Annotated in this window: 14 protein-coding genes and 3 tRNA genes; 8 read left to right on the top strand and 9 right to left on the bottom strand. The window is 56.4% G+C overall.

Annotation, left to right across the window (positions count from 1 at the left end; translation table 11 throughout):
* Nucleotide 1 precedes the first annotated feature (1 nt).
* Both pgi and ACR0LH_RS01615 read left to right on the top strand, forming a co-directional pair.
* A complete protein-coding gene (gene pgi, locus ACR0LH_RS01620) occupies nt 2-1612 on the top strand; it encodes a glucose-6-phosphate isomerase (RefSeq protein ID WP_480719380.1) in 1611 nt (536 codons plus the stop codon).
* A gap of 166 nt (nt 1613-1778) precedes the next feature.
* Nucleotides 1779-3398, top strand: coding sequence for a long-chain-fatty-acid--CoA ligase (locus tag ACR0LH_RS01615; protein ID WP_480719379.1), 1620 nt, complete (start codon nt 1779-1781; stop codon nt 3396-3398).
* A 301-nt stretch (nt 3399-3699) separates the two neighbouring features.
* On the opposite strand, the gene ACR0LH_RS01610 is transcribed toward ACR0LH_RS01615, so the two are convergent.
* From ACR0LH_RS01610 to ACR0LH_RS01600, 3 genes are all read right to left on the bottom strand, one after another.
* A tRNA-Asn gene (locus ACR0LH_RS01610) sits at nt 3700-3774 on the bottom strand.
* 129 nt (nt 3775-3903) lie between these two features.
* Nucleotides 3904-3978, bottom strand: a tRNA-Asn gene (locus ACR0LH_RS01605).
* Nucleotides 3979-4053: 75 nt separating this feature from the next.
* Nucleotides 4054-4968, bottom strand: coding sequence for an MBL fold metallo-hydrolase (locus ACR0LH_RS01600; RefSeq protein WP_480719377.1), 915 nt, complete (start codon nt 4966-4968; stop codon nt 4054-4056).
* A gap of 44 nt (nt 4969-5012) precedes the next feature.
* On the opposite strand from ACR0LH_RS01600, the gene ACR0LH_RS01595 reads away from it, so the two are divergent.
* Entirely contained in the window at nt 5013-6332 is a 1320-nt protein-coding gene (locus tag ACR0LH_RS01595; protein WP_480719375.1) for an ATP-binding protein, read from the top strand.
* Nucleotides 6333-6706: 374 nt separating this feature from the next.
* Here the strand turns inward: ACR0LH_RS01595 and ACR0LH_RS01590 are convergent.
* Nucleotides 6707-6783: transfer RNA gene (locus ACR0LH_RS01590), tRNA-Ile, on the bottom strand.
* Nucleotides 6784-6890: 107 nt separating this feature from the next.
* Between ACR0LH_RS01590 and purM the strand changes: the two genes are divergently transcribed.
* From purM to rnd, 3 genes are all read left to right on the top strand, one after another.
* Nucleotides 6891-7937: a phosphoribosylformylglycinamidine cyclo-ligase gene (gene purM / locus ACR0LH_RS01585; protein ID WP_480719373.1), complete on the top strand. Its 1047-nt coding sequence runs from the start codon at nt 6891-6893 to the stop codon at nt 7935-7937.
* Nucleotides 7934-8530, top strand: coding sequence for a phosphoribosylglycinamide formyltransferase (gene purN, locus ACR0LH_RS01580; RefSeq protein ID WP_480719371.1), 597 nt, complete (start codon nt 7934-7936; stop codon nt 8528-8530). The genes purM and purN overlap by 4 nt, the downstream gene beginning before the upstream one ends.
* 116 nt (nt 8531-8646) lie before the next feature.
* The gene (rnd, locus tag ACR0LH_RS01575) at nt 8647-9804 is read left to right on the top strand and encodes a ribonuclease D (protein WP_170566931.1); all 1158 of its coding nucleotides are present in this window, start codon (nt 8647-8649) and stop codon (nt 9802-9804) included.
* A gap of 6 nt (nt 9805-9810) precedes the next feature.
* Here rnd and ACR0LH_RS01570 read toward each other — a convergent pair whose 3' ends face one another.
* Nucleotides 9811-10335 (bottom strand): hypothetical protein, encoded by a 525-nt coding sequence (locus ACR0LH_RS01570; RefSeq protein ID WP_480719369.1) that lies wholly within the window; start codon nt 10333-10335, stop codon nt 9811-9813.
* Between the two features lie 138 nt (nt 10336-10473).
* Between ACR0LH_RS01570 and ACR0LH_RS01565 the strand changes: the two genes are divergently transcribed.
* Entirely contained in the window at nt 10474-10884 is a 411-nt protein-coding gene (locus ACR0LH_RS01565; protein ID WP_170481779.1) for a SufE family protein, read from the top strand.
* Between the two features lie 5 nt (nt 10885-10889).
* On the opposite strand, the gene ACR0LH_RS01560 is transcribed toward ACR0LH_RS01565, so the two are convergent.
* From ACR0LH_RS01560 to ACR0LH_RS01550, 3 genes are all read right to left on the bottom strand, one after another.
* Nucleotides 10890-11558 carry a DUF1638 domain-containing protein gene (locus ACR0LH_RS01560; RefSeq protein ID WP_480719367.1) on the bottom strand — a complete coding sequence of 223 codons (669 nt, stop codon included), beginning with the start codon at nt 11556-11558 and terminating at the stop codon, nt 10890-10892.
* Between the two features lie 76 nt (nt 11559-11634).
* Nucleotides 11635-12669 carry a Hint domain-containing protein gene (locus tag ACR0LH_RS01555; protein WP_480719366.1) on the bottom strand — a complete coding sequence of 345 codons (1035 nt, stop codon included), beginning with the start codon at nt 12667-12669 and terminating at the stop codon, nt 11635-11637.
* A 154-nt stretch (nt 12670-12823) separates the two neighbouring features.
* The gene (locus ACR0LH_RS01550; protein WP_170383124.1) at nt 12824-13522 is read right to left on the bottom strand and encodes a cobalamin B12-binding domain-containing protein; all 699 of its coding nucleotides are present in this window, start codon (nt 13520-13522) and stop codon (nt 12824-12826) included.
* Between the two features lie 300 nt (nt 13523-13822).
* Between ACR0LH_RS01550 and ACR0LH_RS01545 the strand changes: the two genes are divergently transcribed.
* The gene (locus tag ACR0LH_RS01545; protein ID WP_480719365.1) at nt 13823-14887 is read left to right on the top strand and encodes a PA0069 family radical SAM protein; all 1065 of its coding nucleotides are present in this window, start codon (nt 13823-13825) and stop codon (nt 14885-14887) included.
* A 53-nt stretch (nt 14888-14940) separates the two neighbouring features.
* Here the strand turns inward: ACR0LH_RS01545 and gltA are convergent, their stop codons facing one another.
* On the bottom strand, nt 14941-16236 hold the full coding sequence (gene gltA, locus ACR0LH_RS01540) for a citrate synthase (RefSeq protein WP_170413292.1): 1296 nt from the start codon (nt 16234-16236) through the stop codon (nt 14941-14943).
* Between the last annotated feature and the right edge of the window lie 66 nt (nt 16237-16302).

Raw genomic sequence — 16302 nt, 5'->3', positions numbered from 1 at the left:
TATGAAACTGAGCAACCTCAAAGCACTGGCAACCGGCGCGCAGGACCGCGCAATTTTGGATTTGTTCGAGCAGTCGCCAGACAGGGCGCAGAGTTTTTCAGCCTCGACCGGGGATTTGCTGTTTGACTACTCGAAAACTCAGATAGATGGGACGATCCGTGATGCCCTGATCCAATTGTGCGACGAGGCAGGGCTGGCCGACCGTCGCGAGGCGATGTTCACTGGAGAGAAGATCAACGAAACCGAAGGCCGCGCGGTGCTGCATACGGCCCTTCGCAATCTGGACGGTGGCCCGGTCGAGGTTGATGGTCTGGATGTCATGCCTGACGTATTGGACACACTTCAACGCATGCGGGTCTTTGCCGAAGAGGTGCGCGGCGGTGCCATCGCCGGGGCAGGGGGCAGCTTTACGGATGTGGTGAATATCGGAATCGGTGGGTCTGATCTGGGTCCGGTTATGGCCACTCATGCTTTGTCCCCATATCACGATGGGCCGCGGTTGCACTACGTGTCGAACGTGGACGGCGCGCATATCGCGGATACGTTGCGACAACTGGATCCGACGCGGACGCTGGTCATTGTCGCCTCGAAAACCTTCACGACCATCGAAACCATGACCAACGCACGCACGGCTCGGGCATGGATGACCGATGGCGGGGGCGACCCGGCGGCCCAATTCGCGGCGGTATCCAGCGCGTTGGACAAAACCCAGGCGTTCGGCATTCCCGAAGCCAGGGTATTCGGCTTTGCGGATTGGGTCGGAGGCCGATACTCGGTCTGGGGCCCGGTTGGTTTGCCCGTGATGATTGCCGTGGGATCGAACGCTTTTGACGCCTTTCTGCGCGGCGGTCAGGCGATGGATGTGCATTTCCGCGCGGCTGAATGGAGCGAAAACATGCCGGTGCTGCTTGCGCTTGTCGGTGTCTGGCATCGGCAAGTTCTGGGCCACGCCAGCCGCGCGGTGTTACCCTATGATCAGCGGTTGTTACGGTTGCCTGCATATTTTCAGCAGCTCGAAATGGAATCGAACGGCAAATCCGTGGCTATGGATGGGGCCGCGTTAACCGTTCCGTCCGGGCCTGTCGTGTGGGGCGAGCCCGGAACCAACGGGCAGCACGCCTTTTATCAGTTGATCCATCAAGGCACCGACGTGATCCCGTGTGAGTTCATGGTTGCCGCCGAAGGGCACGAGCCTGAGCTTTCGCACCATCATCGGCTATTGTTTGCGAACTGCCTCGCTCAGTCCGAAGCGTTGATGCGAGGACGATCTCTGGAGGAGGCGCGGCAACGGATGGCCGCAAAAGGACTACAGGGTTCCGAGCTTGAACGTCAGGCCCGCCATCGTGTCTTTCCCGGCAATCGCCCATCCACCACACTGATCTATCCCAAGCTTTCTCCGTTTGTTCTGGGTCAGATCATCGCGCTTTATGAACACCGTGTATTCGTTGAGGGCGTGTTGCTGGGGATCAATTCCTTCGACCAATGGGGCGTTGAACTGGGCAAGGAACTGGCCACGTCTCTCGGGCCGATCGTCGATGGGCAGGAAAGTGCCGCAGATAAGGATGGTTCAACCGCCGCATTGGTGGCCTACGCCATGCGTCATCGGGGTTGATAACAAAAAATTGGGATCCTGTGTGTTGGCACGCTACATTCTCGTATTGTCAGACAATTAAATGATTGGCAGGGTTCAACTGGAACGCGTGCTTTGCTGCTAAACGCGGCAGAGCAAGAACAAGGAGCCGCCACACAGAAGCGGCTCACACATAGGGAGGATGTCCATGCTAGGACAAATGATGACGCAGCCATTGCTGATCTCGTCGCTGATTGAGCACGCAGACTGCTATCACGGTCAGACCGAGATCATATCGGTCGAAACTGACGGGACGGTGACTGAAAGTAGCTGGTCTCAAATAGCCGTAAACGCGCGAAAGCTGGCGTCGGCCTTGACCAAACTGGGTCTCGAGCCGCAAGCGCGTATCGGGACACTGGCGTGGAACAATCGGCGGCATCTGGAAATTTATTATGGAACCTCTGGTGCGGGCTTTGTGTGCCACACGATCAACCCAAGACTGTTCCCCGAACAACTCACCTACATCATGAACCATGCTAAAGACCGGGTTCTGTTCTTTGACGCGACCTTTATTCCGCTTGTCGCGGCGATCAAAGAGCATCTTGCCGAAGTGCAGCATTTCGTTCTGATGGGGCCAAGGAACGATGACGCGATCTCGCAAATTCCCGGTGTTCAGTTTTACGATGAGCTGATCGAAACCGGCGATGAACGGTTTGAGTGGCCCAGCTTTGACGAAAACACCGCATCCAGTCTTTGCTATACGTCGGGCACAACAGGTAATCCAAAGGGCGTGCTGTATTCTCATCGCTCGACAGTTTTGCACAGCTTCGGCTCGAACACGCGTGATGTAATCGGCTATTCCGCGATGGACGTGGTTATGCCCGTTGTTCCCATGTTCCATGTAAACGCATGGGGTTCGCCCTATGCCTGCGCGATGTCCGGTTCACGCATGGTATTGCCGGGGCCGGATTTGCACGGCGAAGCGCTGGTTAAGCTCATCGACACTTATGGCGTCACGCTGGCAATGGGGGTTCCAACGATCTGGCAAGGGTTGTTGTCCTATGCCGATAAGTCCGGCAGCAAACTGGCCAGCCTGCAGCGCACGATCATAGGAGGCGCGGCCTGCCCGCCATCCATGATCGAAACGTTCCGCGAGACGTATGATGTCGATACGGTTCACGCTTGGGGCATGAGCGAGATGAGCCCCCTTGGCACCGCGAACCAGCCTTTGGCCAAGCACGATAAGTTGCCAGCGGCAGAGCAACACAAGTTGCGTGAAAGTCAGGGGCGCCCTTGCTATGGCGTTGAGATGAAAATCGTGGATGACGACGGCAATGAGTTGCCCCGCGACGGAGAAACTCAGGGTGATCTGATGGTACGCGGTCACTGGGTTTTGGACAGCTATTTCCAGATGCAGGATCAGGATTTGCTTCAGGACGGCTGGTTCGCCACCGGAGACGTGGCGACTTTGGACCCCGACGGATACATGACCATTCGCGACCGATCCAAAGACATCATCAAATCAGGGGGTGAGTGGATCAGTTCGGTCGAGCTGGAAAACATCGCCGTAGCCCATCCCAAACTTGCTACCGCAGCCGTGATTGGCGTTCCACACCCCAAATGGGATGAGCGCCCCCTGCTTGTTGCGGTAAAAGCAGAAGGCCAAAATCCTACAGAGGAGGAGCTTTTGTCCTTCTTTGATGGCAAAATCGCCAAATGGCAGGTGCCGGATAAAGTGGTCTTTGTGGATGCTCTGCCGTTGAACGCCACGGGCAAAGTTCTGAAACGCAACTTGCGCGCCGACTTTTCGGATGAACTGGCAGGTTAAGCTGGTGCCCAAAACGCAAAGCGCTTGGGCGGTTTGAGATCGAACCTGAGACCAAAAAACATTTGGTCGCTAAGGTCTCTGAATCGCCCATTCCGCAGTTTGTGGGCCTCAGGAAAACAATAAAGATGCCAGCGACCTAGACAAGAATTTCCAACTAAGGATTGTGATCGCGTTCCCAGCGGCGAGTTCTAAATAGCCAACCTGATTACTGCATAAGCGACAGCCAGCCTGATGATAGCTGCGCACGCAGCTCGCCCTTGATTAGAACTAACGGCGAGACACTGCAAAGGATGTGTGAAATTGGCTCCGGCGGTAGGGATCGAACCTACGACCAATTGATTAACAGTCAACTGCTCTACCGCTGAGCTACGCCGGAACGGTTTGCGCCGTATAGCAACCTGCATCTACGCCGTCCAGAGGGCTGATGTAAGTTTTTTAGACAGGGTTCGACACTGCTCAGATCGGGCTTTTTGCCAAAACACACTATCAATTTTGAGGGGTGATTTGGCTCCGGCGGTAGGGATCGAACCTACGACCAATTGATTAACAGTCAACTGCTCTACCGCTGAGCTACGCCGGAACTGATGGCCGTATAACAATCACAAATTTTGACGTCCAGAGCAGAATGTCACTGGGTTGAAAAAAAATTGCCAGATCATTTCAGCCTCTTGAACTGCGCGCTGGCCGATAGCTGGTCGATGGGGGAAGCCATTGATTTACCGTGCAAATCGACAAGATGCGCAAAAACGTTCCTTTCGGCCGCAGGTAACAAAGCCGCAGGCGTTTCGGTGTAGATACTCTCTGCCAAATCCCGAGCGGTGCCGGGCTTGTCTGCCAGTGCCTCAAGAATCTGTGCTTCGCGCGCAAGCCGGTGATTGATCAGCCAGTCCAACCGGTCAGCAGGATTCGAGATTGGCGCGCCGTGACCTGCGTGAAAAATGGACCAGTTTCGCTGTCGCAGTTTGTAGCATGCGTGCATGAAGTCCGTCAGATCTCCGTCCGGTGGTGAAACCAATGAGCTGGCCCACCCCATAACGTGATCGGCTGTAAAACAGACATCCTTCCATCCCAAGGCTATGTGATTTCCCAGATGGCCGGGCGTATGGATGACCTCAAGATTCCAGCCGTCACCTTCGATCAGTTCTCCATCAGAAAGTTCGATGTCGGGACGGAAATCCTTGTCGATGCCTTCGCCACCGCCTGCAAGACCTTGTTGCGCCAGCTTCTTCATGACGGGGCTGCGGCCAGCCTCGGGGCCGCCAAATGCGAGAATCGGCGCGCCCGTTCTTTCGGCCAACGGTGCGGCCAAGGGGGAATGATCCAGATGTGTGTGTGTCACGATGATATGGCTGATCCGCTGATCTGGACGCAGCGCATTCAGAATCGCCTGTAGGTGGACCTCGTTCAGAGGGCCGGGGTCGATGACAGCGCAGTCCCTTTCTCCGAGCAGATAGGTATTCGTTCCGCGATAGGTCATTGGCGAGGGATTCGGCGCCAAGATTAGTCGAAGATCGGTCTGAAGCTCGATAGGCTGACCGGGAGTCGGGTTGAAATCATCGGGTGCCTGCATTTTGAACTCTTTCTCTTGTCCGATCAGCCCGTTAGGTTTAGCGCATGTCCAGCCGGTGGCTCAAATCTTATATGCCGCGCAGCCTGTATGCCCGTGCGGTTCTGATCCTGGTTCTGCCAGTGGTCGTGCTGTTGCTGGTTGTGGGCATTGCATTCCTGCAAAAGCACCTCGAGGACGTGACAGGGCAAATGACCAGCGCAGCCGCGCGAGAGGTTTTGCTGGTTGTGGGGGCGACAGAGGATGCCGAAACTCAGCAACAGGCTATAGCCGCAATTCGTCAGGACATAGCTGCACTGGATATGAAGGCCCGTTTTCTGGACATTAACGAAGAGCCAGACTTGGGTATCCGTCGTTGGTACGACTTTATCGCTCCGCAGGTTGAAACCGATCTGCACGAAATGTTGCAGAATCTTGTCGCCGTTGCGCTGCCCATTGGGGACGAGGCGCGATTGTACCTCGAAACTAAAGTTGGTCTGCTTGAGCTGACCTTGGACCGTCGGCGTCTGTCGCCCACCGCTCCGCATCAGTTGATCGTGACAATGTTGTTTTTTGCCGTCGTCATGACCTCGATTTCATTTTTGTATATGCGCAACCAGCTTCGCCCGATCACACGATTGGCAGACGCGGCCCAGGCCTTTGGTCGGGGCAGGGTCGTGCCGTATTCCCCCGGAGGCGCAATAGAAGTGCGCGCAGCAGGAAGCGCCTTTTTGGACATGCGCGCTCGTATCGAAAGGCAGATGGAGCAACGCACGCTGATGCTGTCGGGGGTCAGCCATGATCTACGGACACCGCTGACGCGGCTGAAGCTCGGGCTGTCCATGCTGCCCGAAGATGAGGCAGCACCCCTGCAACAAGATGTGGATGAGATGCAATTGCTGCTGGACGCATTCCTGGATTTCTCGCGCGGTGCTGCGGAAGGCCCGCCCGAGACAGTTCAGCCCGAGGAATTGCTGCGGCAGATTGTCGAGGATGCTCGCCGCGCAGGGCTGGAGGCCAGCTTGGTTTCAGTGGAAGGCGAAGGCACCGCGTTGTTACGTCCCACCGCAATCCGTCGCGCGGTTGAGAACCTGATTGGTAACGCTGTTCGCTACGGTGACCGCGCAGAAGTGAGCCTGTCGGTAACGCCCAAGGCGGTGCGAATACGGGTCGAAGATGACGGGCCCGGCATCGCGCCTGAACAGCGCTCTGAGGCGGTGAAGCCGTTTTCCCGGTTGGATCCCGCACGCAACCAGAATCAGGGTAGCGGCGTTGGGCTTGGTCTGGCGATCGTCTCTGATATCGCCCGCGCGCATGGCGGCGTGCTGCGGCTGGGCAAAAGCGAACGCTTGGGTGGGTTGAGTGCTGATATAATAATCGGGCGGTAGCTTTTTTGGTTCGTGAAAAGACACGCTCGGAAGAAATTTCACTTAGAATCGAAAGTGGTGCCTTTCCAGACGCTTGAGTGTGCTATGATAGGGCTAGGGAACGAATAGCGGGTGTTTGGGGCATAGTTAGGCCATTGATTCGGCTGGCCCTCACCCATGTTTCCGCATGTCGATTTGTGTCGACCTGAATTGTTTCGCTTGAAACCCGGAAACACTGATGTGTGTCCAAGTTACTAGTGAGGTGAGGTCATTGACTTGGTTGATATTGGCAATAGTAGCTGCCGTATCCAGTGTTATTGTCCTCGGATGGTTTGATCCGTGTGACTATTTCTATTCCGTGTGCCAGTTCGTTAGCTGGCGCTAAAGCAGAATTTTGGTAGGCCCGGAGGGACTCGAACCCCCAACCAAAGCGTTATGAGCGCTCTGCTCTAACCAATTGAGCTACAGGCCCGCCTACGCGCCTTGGGTATCACGGTGAACGTCCGCGTCAAGCCTGACCGTTGCAACATTCCCAACAATCGACTAACCCGCCCGAGAACCATTCATAAGGGGTTGGCCATGACAGTGGGCAAGAACGGAATCACCTATGCTGATGCGGGTGTTGATATTGATGCAGGGAATGCTCTGGTCGACCGGATCAAGCCAGCAGCTAAGCGGACGAACCGCTCGGGGGTGATGAGCGGCCTTGGCGGGTTTGGCGCTTTGTTCGACCTCAAGGACGCCGGGTATCAGGATCCGATTCTGGTTGGTGCGACAGACGGCGTGGGTACAAAACTGCGCATCGCGATCGATACCGGTGTCGTGGATGGTGTCGGCATTGATCTGGTGGCCATGTGTGTCAACGACCTGATCTGTCAGGGGGCCGAGCCTCTTTTCTTTCTGGACTATTTCGCAACGGGCAAGTTGGACACGGACACTGCCGCACGGATCATCGAGGGCATTGCCGAGGGCTGCGTTCAGTCCGGTTGCGCCCTGATCGGTGGCGAAACTGCCGAAATGCCGGGCATGTACCCCGATGGTGATTTTGATCTGGCCGGTTTCTCTGTCGGCGCGATGGAGCGCGGCGCCCATTTGCCCGCCGGAGTTCAGCAGGGCGATGTGCTGCTGGGGCTGGCCTCGAACGGTGTGCATTCCAACGGCTATTCTCTGGTGCGCAAACTGGTCGAGATGTCAGGGCTGGGCTGGGACGCCGCGTCGCCGTTCAGCGAGGGGTCGCTGGGCGAGGCGCTGCTGACGCCCACGCGTCTCTATGTCAAACAGGCGCTGCAAGCGATCCGGGCAGGGGGCGTTCATGCGCTGGCGCATATCACCGGTGGTGGCCTGACTGAAAACCTCCCGCGCGTATTGCCTGATGAGCTTGGCGCGCAGATTGACTTGAACGCATGGGACTTGCCACCGGTTTTCCGTTGGATGGCTGATGTTGGTGGCATAGCCGAGGCAGAAATGCTCAAGACCTTTAACTGCGGCATCGGCATGATCGTCGTCTGCGACTCCACGCGCGCAGATGAGCTGACCACTTTGTTGGCCGAGGCAGGAGAGACAGTTGCCCGGATCGGCACCGTCACAGACGTGCCGGGCGTGTCTTACTCGGGCAAACTGCTGTGAGCCACAAGCGCGTCGCCATCTTAATCTCGGGGGGCGGCTCCAATATGGTGTCGCTGGTTGATAGCATGACCGGCGATCACCCCGCGCGGCCCTGTCTGGTGCTGTCAAATGATCCCCAGGCGGGCGGCTTGGTGAAAGCCACCGATCGCGGCATCGCCACGGCTGCGGTTGATCACCGACCGTTCAAGGGCGACCGCGCCGCGTTCGAGGCCGAATTGCTGAAGCCGTTGGAACAAGCCCAGCCGGATATCGTCTGTCTTGCTGGCTTCATGCGGGTTCTGACCGCGGATTTCGTATCGCGTTTTCAGGGGCGGATGCTGAATATCCACCCGTCACTGTTGCCTAAATACAAGGGTCTGAATACGCACGCTCGCGCGATCGACGCTGGTGATGCGGAACATGGCTGCTCGGTACATGAGGTCACGGCCGCGTTGGATGACGGCCCGATCTTGGGGCAGGCCCGTTTGAATATTGAACCAGACGAGACACCCGAAGCATTGGCTGCGCGTGTTCTGGTTTGGGAGCACAAGTTATATCCGGCGGTTCTGCGGCGCTACGCCAGCGGTGATCGAACCCCAGTGCTGCTGCCGTGAACCTGTCAGGGTGATTTACACTTGCCCGGTATTCAGCCTATGGTCTGCACCACAGCTTAGGATGTCAAAGAACTGACGGGCAGTAACAAAATACAAGAGCAAGAATAGCACCTCGAATGAAAACCCTGACAACGACGCAAGAGTTGGCCGAGTTTTGCGCAGCCGCCGCGGACCACGCCTATGTCACCGTAGACACCGAGTTTCTGCGAGAGCGCACGTACTATTCCAAGTTGTGCTTGTTGCAACTGGCCGTCCCTTCGCCCGATGAAGATAGCGCCGTTCTCGTCGATCCGTTGTCAGATGGAATGTCCCTGGACCCGCTTTACGAGCTGTTCAGTAATGAAAACGTGGTTAAGGTCTTTCACGCTGCTCGCCAGGACCTTGAGATTTTCTGGGTAGAAGCCGGCGTTTTCCCCAAGCCATTGTTTGATACGCAAGTAGCCGCGATGGTCTGCGGATTTGGCGAGCAGGTTGGCTACGAAACTCTTGTCCGCAAGATTTGCAAGCAGGGTGTAGACAAGACATCCCGCTTTACCGACTGGTCAAGACGCCCGCTGTCCGAGGCGCAAAAGACATATGCTTTGGCGGACGTGACCCATCTTAGACAAATCTACGAACACCTCGCTGCGGAATTGGAGAAATCCAAACGCAGCCATTGGGTCGCCGAGGAGCTGTGGACTCTGACGCAATCGGCAACCTATGACATCCGCCCGGAAGACGCTTGGAAACGTGTTAAAACCCGCACGAATTCCGCCAAGTTTCTGGCGGTCGTACGAGAGTTGGCCCAGTTTCGCGAGGCTTATGCGCAGGAAAACAACGTTCCGCGTAGTCGAGTGTTCAAGGACGACGCCCTGATCGAGCTTGCATCGACCAAGCCCAAGTCGGCGTCAGACCTGGGGGGATCCCGGCTCTTGCTGCGTGAGGCACGCAAGGGCGTGATTGCCGAAGGCATTTTGGCGGCTGTCAAAAAAGGCGTTAACTGCCCGCCGGACCAGATGCCGCGCGTGGACAACAGCCGGGACAAGCTGAAGGTCAACCCGGCATTGGCTGACCTCCTGCGCGTATTGTTGAAGTCCAAAACAGAAAGTCTGGGTGTCGCGGCAAAGCTGATCGCCACCAGTTCCGAGTTGGATCAGATCGCAGCCGGTGAACGCGAACTGCCAGCCATGTCAGGGTGGCGGTTCGAGGCTTTTGGTGAGGATGCGCTCAAACTATGCGAAGGTAAGATTGCGCTGGCCGCCAAAGGGCAGTCGGTGAAGGTCGTTTCACTCTGACCTTTGTTACCGGCGACGGGATTCCAACGTATTCTGCTGACCTACGACGCGCACCAGACGGATGTTTTGCAGATCATCCAGGCTGACATTTGCTGCGTCTGACACCGCCCGCGACCGTTCGGTGCCCTGGTTTGTTGCATAGCTGGGATAGCTGACGCGGAAGGTGAATTCGAGAACACCATTCTTTTGGTTTTCCTCGCTTTCAACGCGAACAAGCTGCGCGCCATGTGCACCCTGCCGTGCCGCAGTTCCGCTGGCATAGATTATCGCGCCCGAGGGCGTCGGGTTGATCCTAAGCTCGTCGATTCTTGCAATCGGCACGCTGTTGTCTACGGGATCGGGTCTTGAGAACAGGCCGGTGCCTTCACGTTCCGGCGGCACGAGCACGTTCGGATCATATGCTGTTGCTTCTGTCGGCGTAGACGTGCTGGAGCCGAACCAATTGGACGGGTTGGCGCGCGAGTCACTCCAGTTATTGCAGGCAGACAGGGTCAGTACGGCGAATATTACAAGTGACAACGGTTTTTGCATGGACCCAGCTCAGAGCGTTAAATTCCGCAATGGGTTATCGCAATTTCCCGTCTTTGAAAACCCATCCCAAGGGCTGGACAGTCGACGGTCGGAGGCATAGCTACACCAATGAAGCTGTAACAAAAGGACCGCCGCGAAATGGCAACGCCTGCCTTTGAAGAAATCGTTGAGGATTTCGAGTTCCTGGAGGACTGGGAAGACCGATATCGTCATGTCATTGATCAGGGCAAGGCGATGGAGCCGCTGGACGACGCGCTCAAGGTTCCAGCTACAAAGGTGCATGGCTGCGCCAGTCAAGTTTGGCTGCACCCGGTGATCGAAGGCGGAGTTTTTCATTTTGACGGCGACAGCGATGCGTTGATCGTGCGTGGTCTGATCGCGGTTTTGCGGTCGTTGTATAACGGTTTGCCGGTCAGCGAAGTGCCAATGATCGATGCGGGTGGCGAACTGGCGCGTCTTGGTCTGCACGATCACCTGTCAGCCCAGCGTTCAAACGGTCTTCGGGCCATGATCGAACGCATTCGCGAAGTGGCTCAGGAAAACGCCTGATTTCCTTAGTCCGAGTGGCCGCGACTGGCCCAACCTGAAAGAGTGGTCTCAAGGTCTCCGTACCCGGTAAAGCGACGCTCGAACGTCAGCCCCATGCGTTCGGCATACTTGCGCGCGCGCTCGGTCAAGTCGGGATCGTCTGTCTGCGCTTGATAGACCAGCTTCGTGTAGTTCCCGAAATACATGTCCCTAAGCTCAGGGTGGCGATCCAATCCCAGTGGTTTCCAGACAAAGGCGTCGAATTGCCGGGCTAGAAAGTCTGTCAGGTAGAAGGCCGTTGTCTCGTCCTCGGCACGTGCGTCAAAGGCTTGGTTGCCTTCAAAAAATGAGTAACAGTGCGGTCCTTTGACCATTTCTACGCCCATCTCCGCGCAGGCTTTTTGCAATAGCCCCCCAGTTCCGCAATCAGCGTAGACGACAAAAATCTGGTCAAACTCGTCGCGGTGTTTGGCGACAGCCTCTTCGACGGCTTGGGTAATCCGCTCGGGGTAGACATGCAGAATCGCGGGCAGGCAGGTCAAAGACATGTGATCCCAGCCATTGCGGTTCTTCAGGTCCAGAATCTCACGCGCAAGCGCACCGCAGGCCAGCAGCAGGATACCGCCCTTGCGACCGGATTCGGTATAACCCTGTGACGTCAGGCTCGCGTCATCTGGCGTGCTGTTATGCGGCATGGCTTCATTCCCGGTGCGATCGCAGCATCAAAGGACGAAAGAATGATGAAGGCAAGCCCGCTTCCGACATCCTGCGTCAGGCGACCGACGCACGTGTTTCATACGACTGTAGTGACGGGCGGACGGTTGGGCCATAGGCAGAAACCCCTTGAGCTGACAGCTCTGGAAACAGTGTCAGAATCTCCTGCTGCGTCGCGTCGGCCAGGCTGTTCCAAGCCTGAATACCGGGATGAAAACTTTCGGTCAGACAGCCTTCGGCCCAAATCAGTTCGTGCTGGTCGAACATCAGGTGATAATAGGTTACCAAACCGCCGGGCCGCATCACTATGTCGGTATCGTTCAAAAGTTGGCGGGCAGGGGCAAGGGCCTCTGCGTGGCCGGTATTCAGTTCAATTTTCCAATCACTTACCAACATTCTATGCTGTTGCGACACCAACAAGTCCCGAGAGTTTCCCAGCGCTCCGGCTTTGAAAAGCACCGGGGTAAACGCACCGGTAGCGCGCACCGTTCTTCGGCCAACCCAACGAAGCGATTGCAGCCCGTGATCATATGTGCGGATCTGATCCCCCGCCTTCAAGTCCTCGACTGCCATTTGTCCCTGGTCTGTCTCAATCAGCGTTCCAGTCGTGAAACATGTCGCGATGTTCCAGTCCTGGCGGTTTGCAGTCAGACCATTCGTTGTGTCAGTGTCGATGCTGTTTATTGACACCGAAAGAATGGCTTGAGCCTCAAGAGCCGCCTGATCAGCATTGGCCGAAAATTCGGGCACGAGGTATGTATTTCCGAAAACATCCTGGGCAACCACGGCGGTAATGTCTGCGGTCGTTCCGTCAAGATAAGTAATCGTGGCGTTGTACGCGACGGCTGCGTCGAACAGGGTTACATTGCCGTCGATAGAGAATAGATCAAAATCGGCGTTCGCGTCGTTTTCGTAAGTTGCACCGGGGTTTCTGACGGGGCTCCAGACGGCCGCGTTTTCAAACAGGGGCGTGCCGGGGCCGCCGAAGGTTTGACCAACCAACGCGCCTGCGTTCTCGGCCACATTATTTCCCTCGGTCGGGTCGATCAGTGGAAGGTCGCCTAGGAAAATTACGTTGAATGTTGTTGGCATCAACTAACCCCAAAATATCTTCAATGAAATTCGCTTAATGCGCGAGTTTAACTCCCGCAAATGGAGAGTTAGTAAAATTATATTTATTTGCAAGTGGTTAACCGAAAAAGGCTGCCCTCATGGGGCAGCCTTAGTCTAAATGCGTTAACAGCGCTTAGCCTGCAAGTTGATTGTGCTTGCGCGACACGAAATCCTTGGCTGTTTCCACGGCAACGGCGGCATCGCGGCAGTAGGCGTCTGCGCCGATGGCTTTTCCGAACTCCTCGTTCAAAGGCGCGCCGCCGACCAGAACGATGTAGTCTTCACGCAAGCCTTGCTCGACCAGTGTGTCGATTACCACTTTCATGTATGGCATCGTGGTCGTGAGCAGTGCGGACATGCCCAGAATGTCTGGTTTCTCAGACTCCAGCGCTTCCAAATAGTTCTCGACCGGGTTGTTGATGCCGATGTCCACGACCTCAAAACCAGCGCCCTCCATCATCATCGACACAAGGTTCTTGCCGATGTCGTGGATGTCACCCTTCACGGTACCAATGACCATCTTGCCAACACGCGGTGCGCCGGTTTCGGCCAGCAGAGGCTTCAGGATGGACATGCCGCCCTTCATCGCGTTTGCGGCCAGCAGAACTTCGGGAACGAACAGGATGCCGTCGCGGAAGTCATGGCCAACGATGGTCATGCCACCGACGAGAGCTTTGGTAAGGATGTCATAAGGGGTCCATCCGCGTTCCAGCAGGATGTTCACACCTTCTTCGATTTCTTCTTTCAGGCCGTCATAAAGATCGTCGAACATCTGTTCGACCAGTTCGTCGTCATTCAGTTCGGACAGGACGATGTCTTCTTCATCGGACATGGGGCGTTTCCCTGATCTGTTCGGGCATATTGCCCGTGGTGGCATTTTTTCCGTTTTGGCCATTTCGCCGCAGTTCGACTGTGACGATTGCGACCTTGGCGGTTCCGGGACCGACCTATACGGCAAAATATTGATCAACTCGACGTCATTTTCTGCATGAACATCCTGCATTTCGTTCAGAAAAGGGTTTGAAACCGCACCAACGTGACACTCTAGTTGCGTCGTCCTAGTTCAACGAGGGGGCTTGTCCGGTTTACTCAGTTCCCTTATGTCTAAAATAAGAACAAAAGGGAAACAAAAATGGCTGCGCCTAACATTAAGGGTAGGGGGGTCACGTCAAACGCGGCGGGAAGGTTTGAGAGATTCGAGTCCGAACATTTTGACGATGGATGGGCCGCCGATGACGACTTGCCAGTACTTCGGACTGATGTCTCAGAAGAAGTCGCGCGCAGCCTGATTACGTATAACCGCTCGCCTGATCTGCCATTTGACCGCTCCATCAATCCTTATCGAGGGTGCGAACATGGGTGCGTTTACTGTTTTGCGCGTCCGACGCACGCCTATCTCGGCCTTTCGCCGGGGTTGGATTTTGAAACTCGGCTGATTGCACGTCCAAATGCTGCGACGGTCCTCAGAAACGAGTTGTCAGCACGCGGCTACAAGGTCGCGCCGATCGCTATTGGGACAAATACCGATCCATATCAGCCGATTGAGAAAGACCTCGCGATAACTCGGTCTTGCTTGTCTGTTTTGCAAGAGTTTCAGCATCCGGTCGGTATCGTGACCAAGGGTACGCTGGTCGAGCGTGACCTGGACATTCTGGCTGAGATGGCTGAACGCGGTTTGGTGCGCGTAGGTATATCGCTGACAACCTTGGACCCCGATCTGTCTCGCCGGATGGAGCCGCGCGCGCCGTCGCCCAAGCGAAGGCTGGCGACCATTCGTAGGTTGACCGGGGCCGGGGTTCCTGTTCGCGTCATGACCTCGCCACTTGTTCCCGGCCTGACGGATCACGAGTTGGAGCACCTGCTTGAAGCGGGACGAGATGCAGGCGCGGACGCTGCAAGCTGGATCATGCTGCGCCTCCCGCGTGAAGTGTCCGGGTTGTGGCAGGAATGGTTGCGCGATCACGAACCCGCGCGAGCTGAAAAGGTCATGTCAAAGCTCAGAGAGATGCACGGTGGGCGGGACTATGACCCGCGCTGGGGGCACCGAATGCGCGGCGAAGGAGAATATGCCGGACTGATCGCCAAGAGGTTTTCGTTGGCCCTCAAGCGGTTGAGGCTTGCATCACAGACGCCACCATTGCGCTGTGACCTGTTTGCAAAGCCTGCTCAGGCAGGGGATCAGCTTACCCTGTTCTAAACAAAAAGAGCCCCGGAACTTGGTCCGGGGCGCTTTCAGATGTTTCGCTATTTTCAGCGGTTTTCGATGTCCACGTAGTCGCGGTTGGTTTCGCCCAGGTACAACTGACGCGGACGACCGATCTTGTTCTGTGGATCGGCGATCATTTCCTTCCACTGGCTGACCCAGCCAACGGTGCGCGACAGGGCAAAGATCGGGGTGAACATCGAGGTCGGGAAACCCATCGCTTCGAGGATGATGCCCGAGTAGAAGTCCACGTTCGGGAACAGCTTTTTGTCGGCGAAATACGGATCTTCCAGAGCCTGCTTTTCCAGCGCCTTGGCGACTTGCAGTTTCGGGTTGTCTTCGATGCCCAGCAGATCCAGCACTTCGTCGGCGGACTGCTTCATCACCTTCGCGCGAGGGTCGAAGTTCTTGTAGACGCGGTGGCCGAAACCCATCAGGCGGAACGGATCATTCTTGTCCTTGGCGCGTGCGATATATTCTGGGATGCGATCGACGCTGCCGATCTCCTCCAGCATTTCCAGACACGCCTGGTTTGCACCACCATGGGCCGGACCCCAAAGACAGGCGATGCCAGCCGCGATACAGGCAAATGGGTTCGCACCCGAAGACGAGGCCAGACGCACGGTCGAGGTCGAGGCGTTCTGTTCGTGATCCGCGTGCAGGGTGAAAATGCGGTCCATGGCACGGCTGAGGATCGGGTTGACCTCATACTCTTCCGCCGGAACGCTGAAACACATACGCAGGAAGTTCGACGCATAGTCCAGATCGTTGCGCGGATACACGAAGGGCTGACCGGTGTGGTATTTGAACGCCCATGCCGCGATTGTCGGCATCTTGGCGATCAGGCGGTGCGAGGCGACCTCGCGCTGACGCGGATCGTTGATGTCAGTCGAGTCGTGATAGAAGGCGGACATCGCGCCCACAACGCCCACCATGATCGCCATCGGATGCGCGTCACGGCGGAAGCCCCGATAGAAATACTGCATCTGTTCGTGCAGCATGGTGTGGCGGGTGATCGTAGTCTCGAATTTTTCCAGAACGGGTGCTGTTGGCAGCTCTCCGTACAGCAGCAGGTAGCAGACCTCGAGGAAGTGAGATTTGCCAGCCAGCTGGTCGATGGGGTATCCTCGGTGCAGCAGCTCACCTTTTTCACCGTCGATATAAGTGATTGTGCTGTCACAGCTCGCCGTCGAGGTGAAGCCCGGGTCATAGGTGAAGACACCGGCTTGATTATACAGCTTGCGAATGTCGATGACATCCGGGCCTGCGGTTGGCGAATGAACCGGCAACTCGTACGTTTCACCATGGACTGTCAGAGTGGCTGATTTGTTGCTGTCGGTCATAGTGTCTCTTCCTCATTCATGCGCAAGTCGGATCGCTGTCCGAGCCTACGGGCAACGGATGCGCGC

This window comes from Ruegeria sp. CL6 (assembly GCF_056536465.1).
This window is presented reverse-complemented; position numbering and strand designations above follow the sequence as displayed.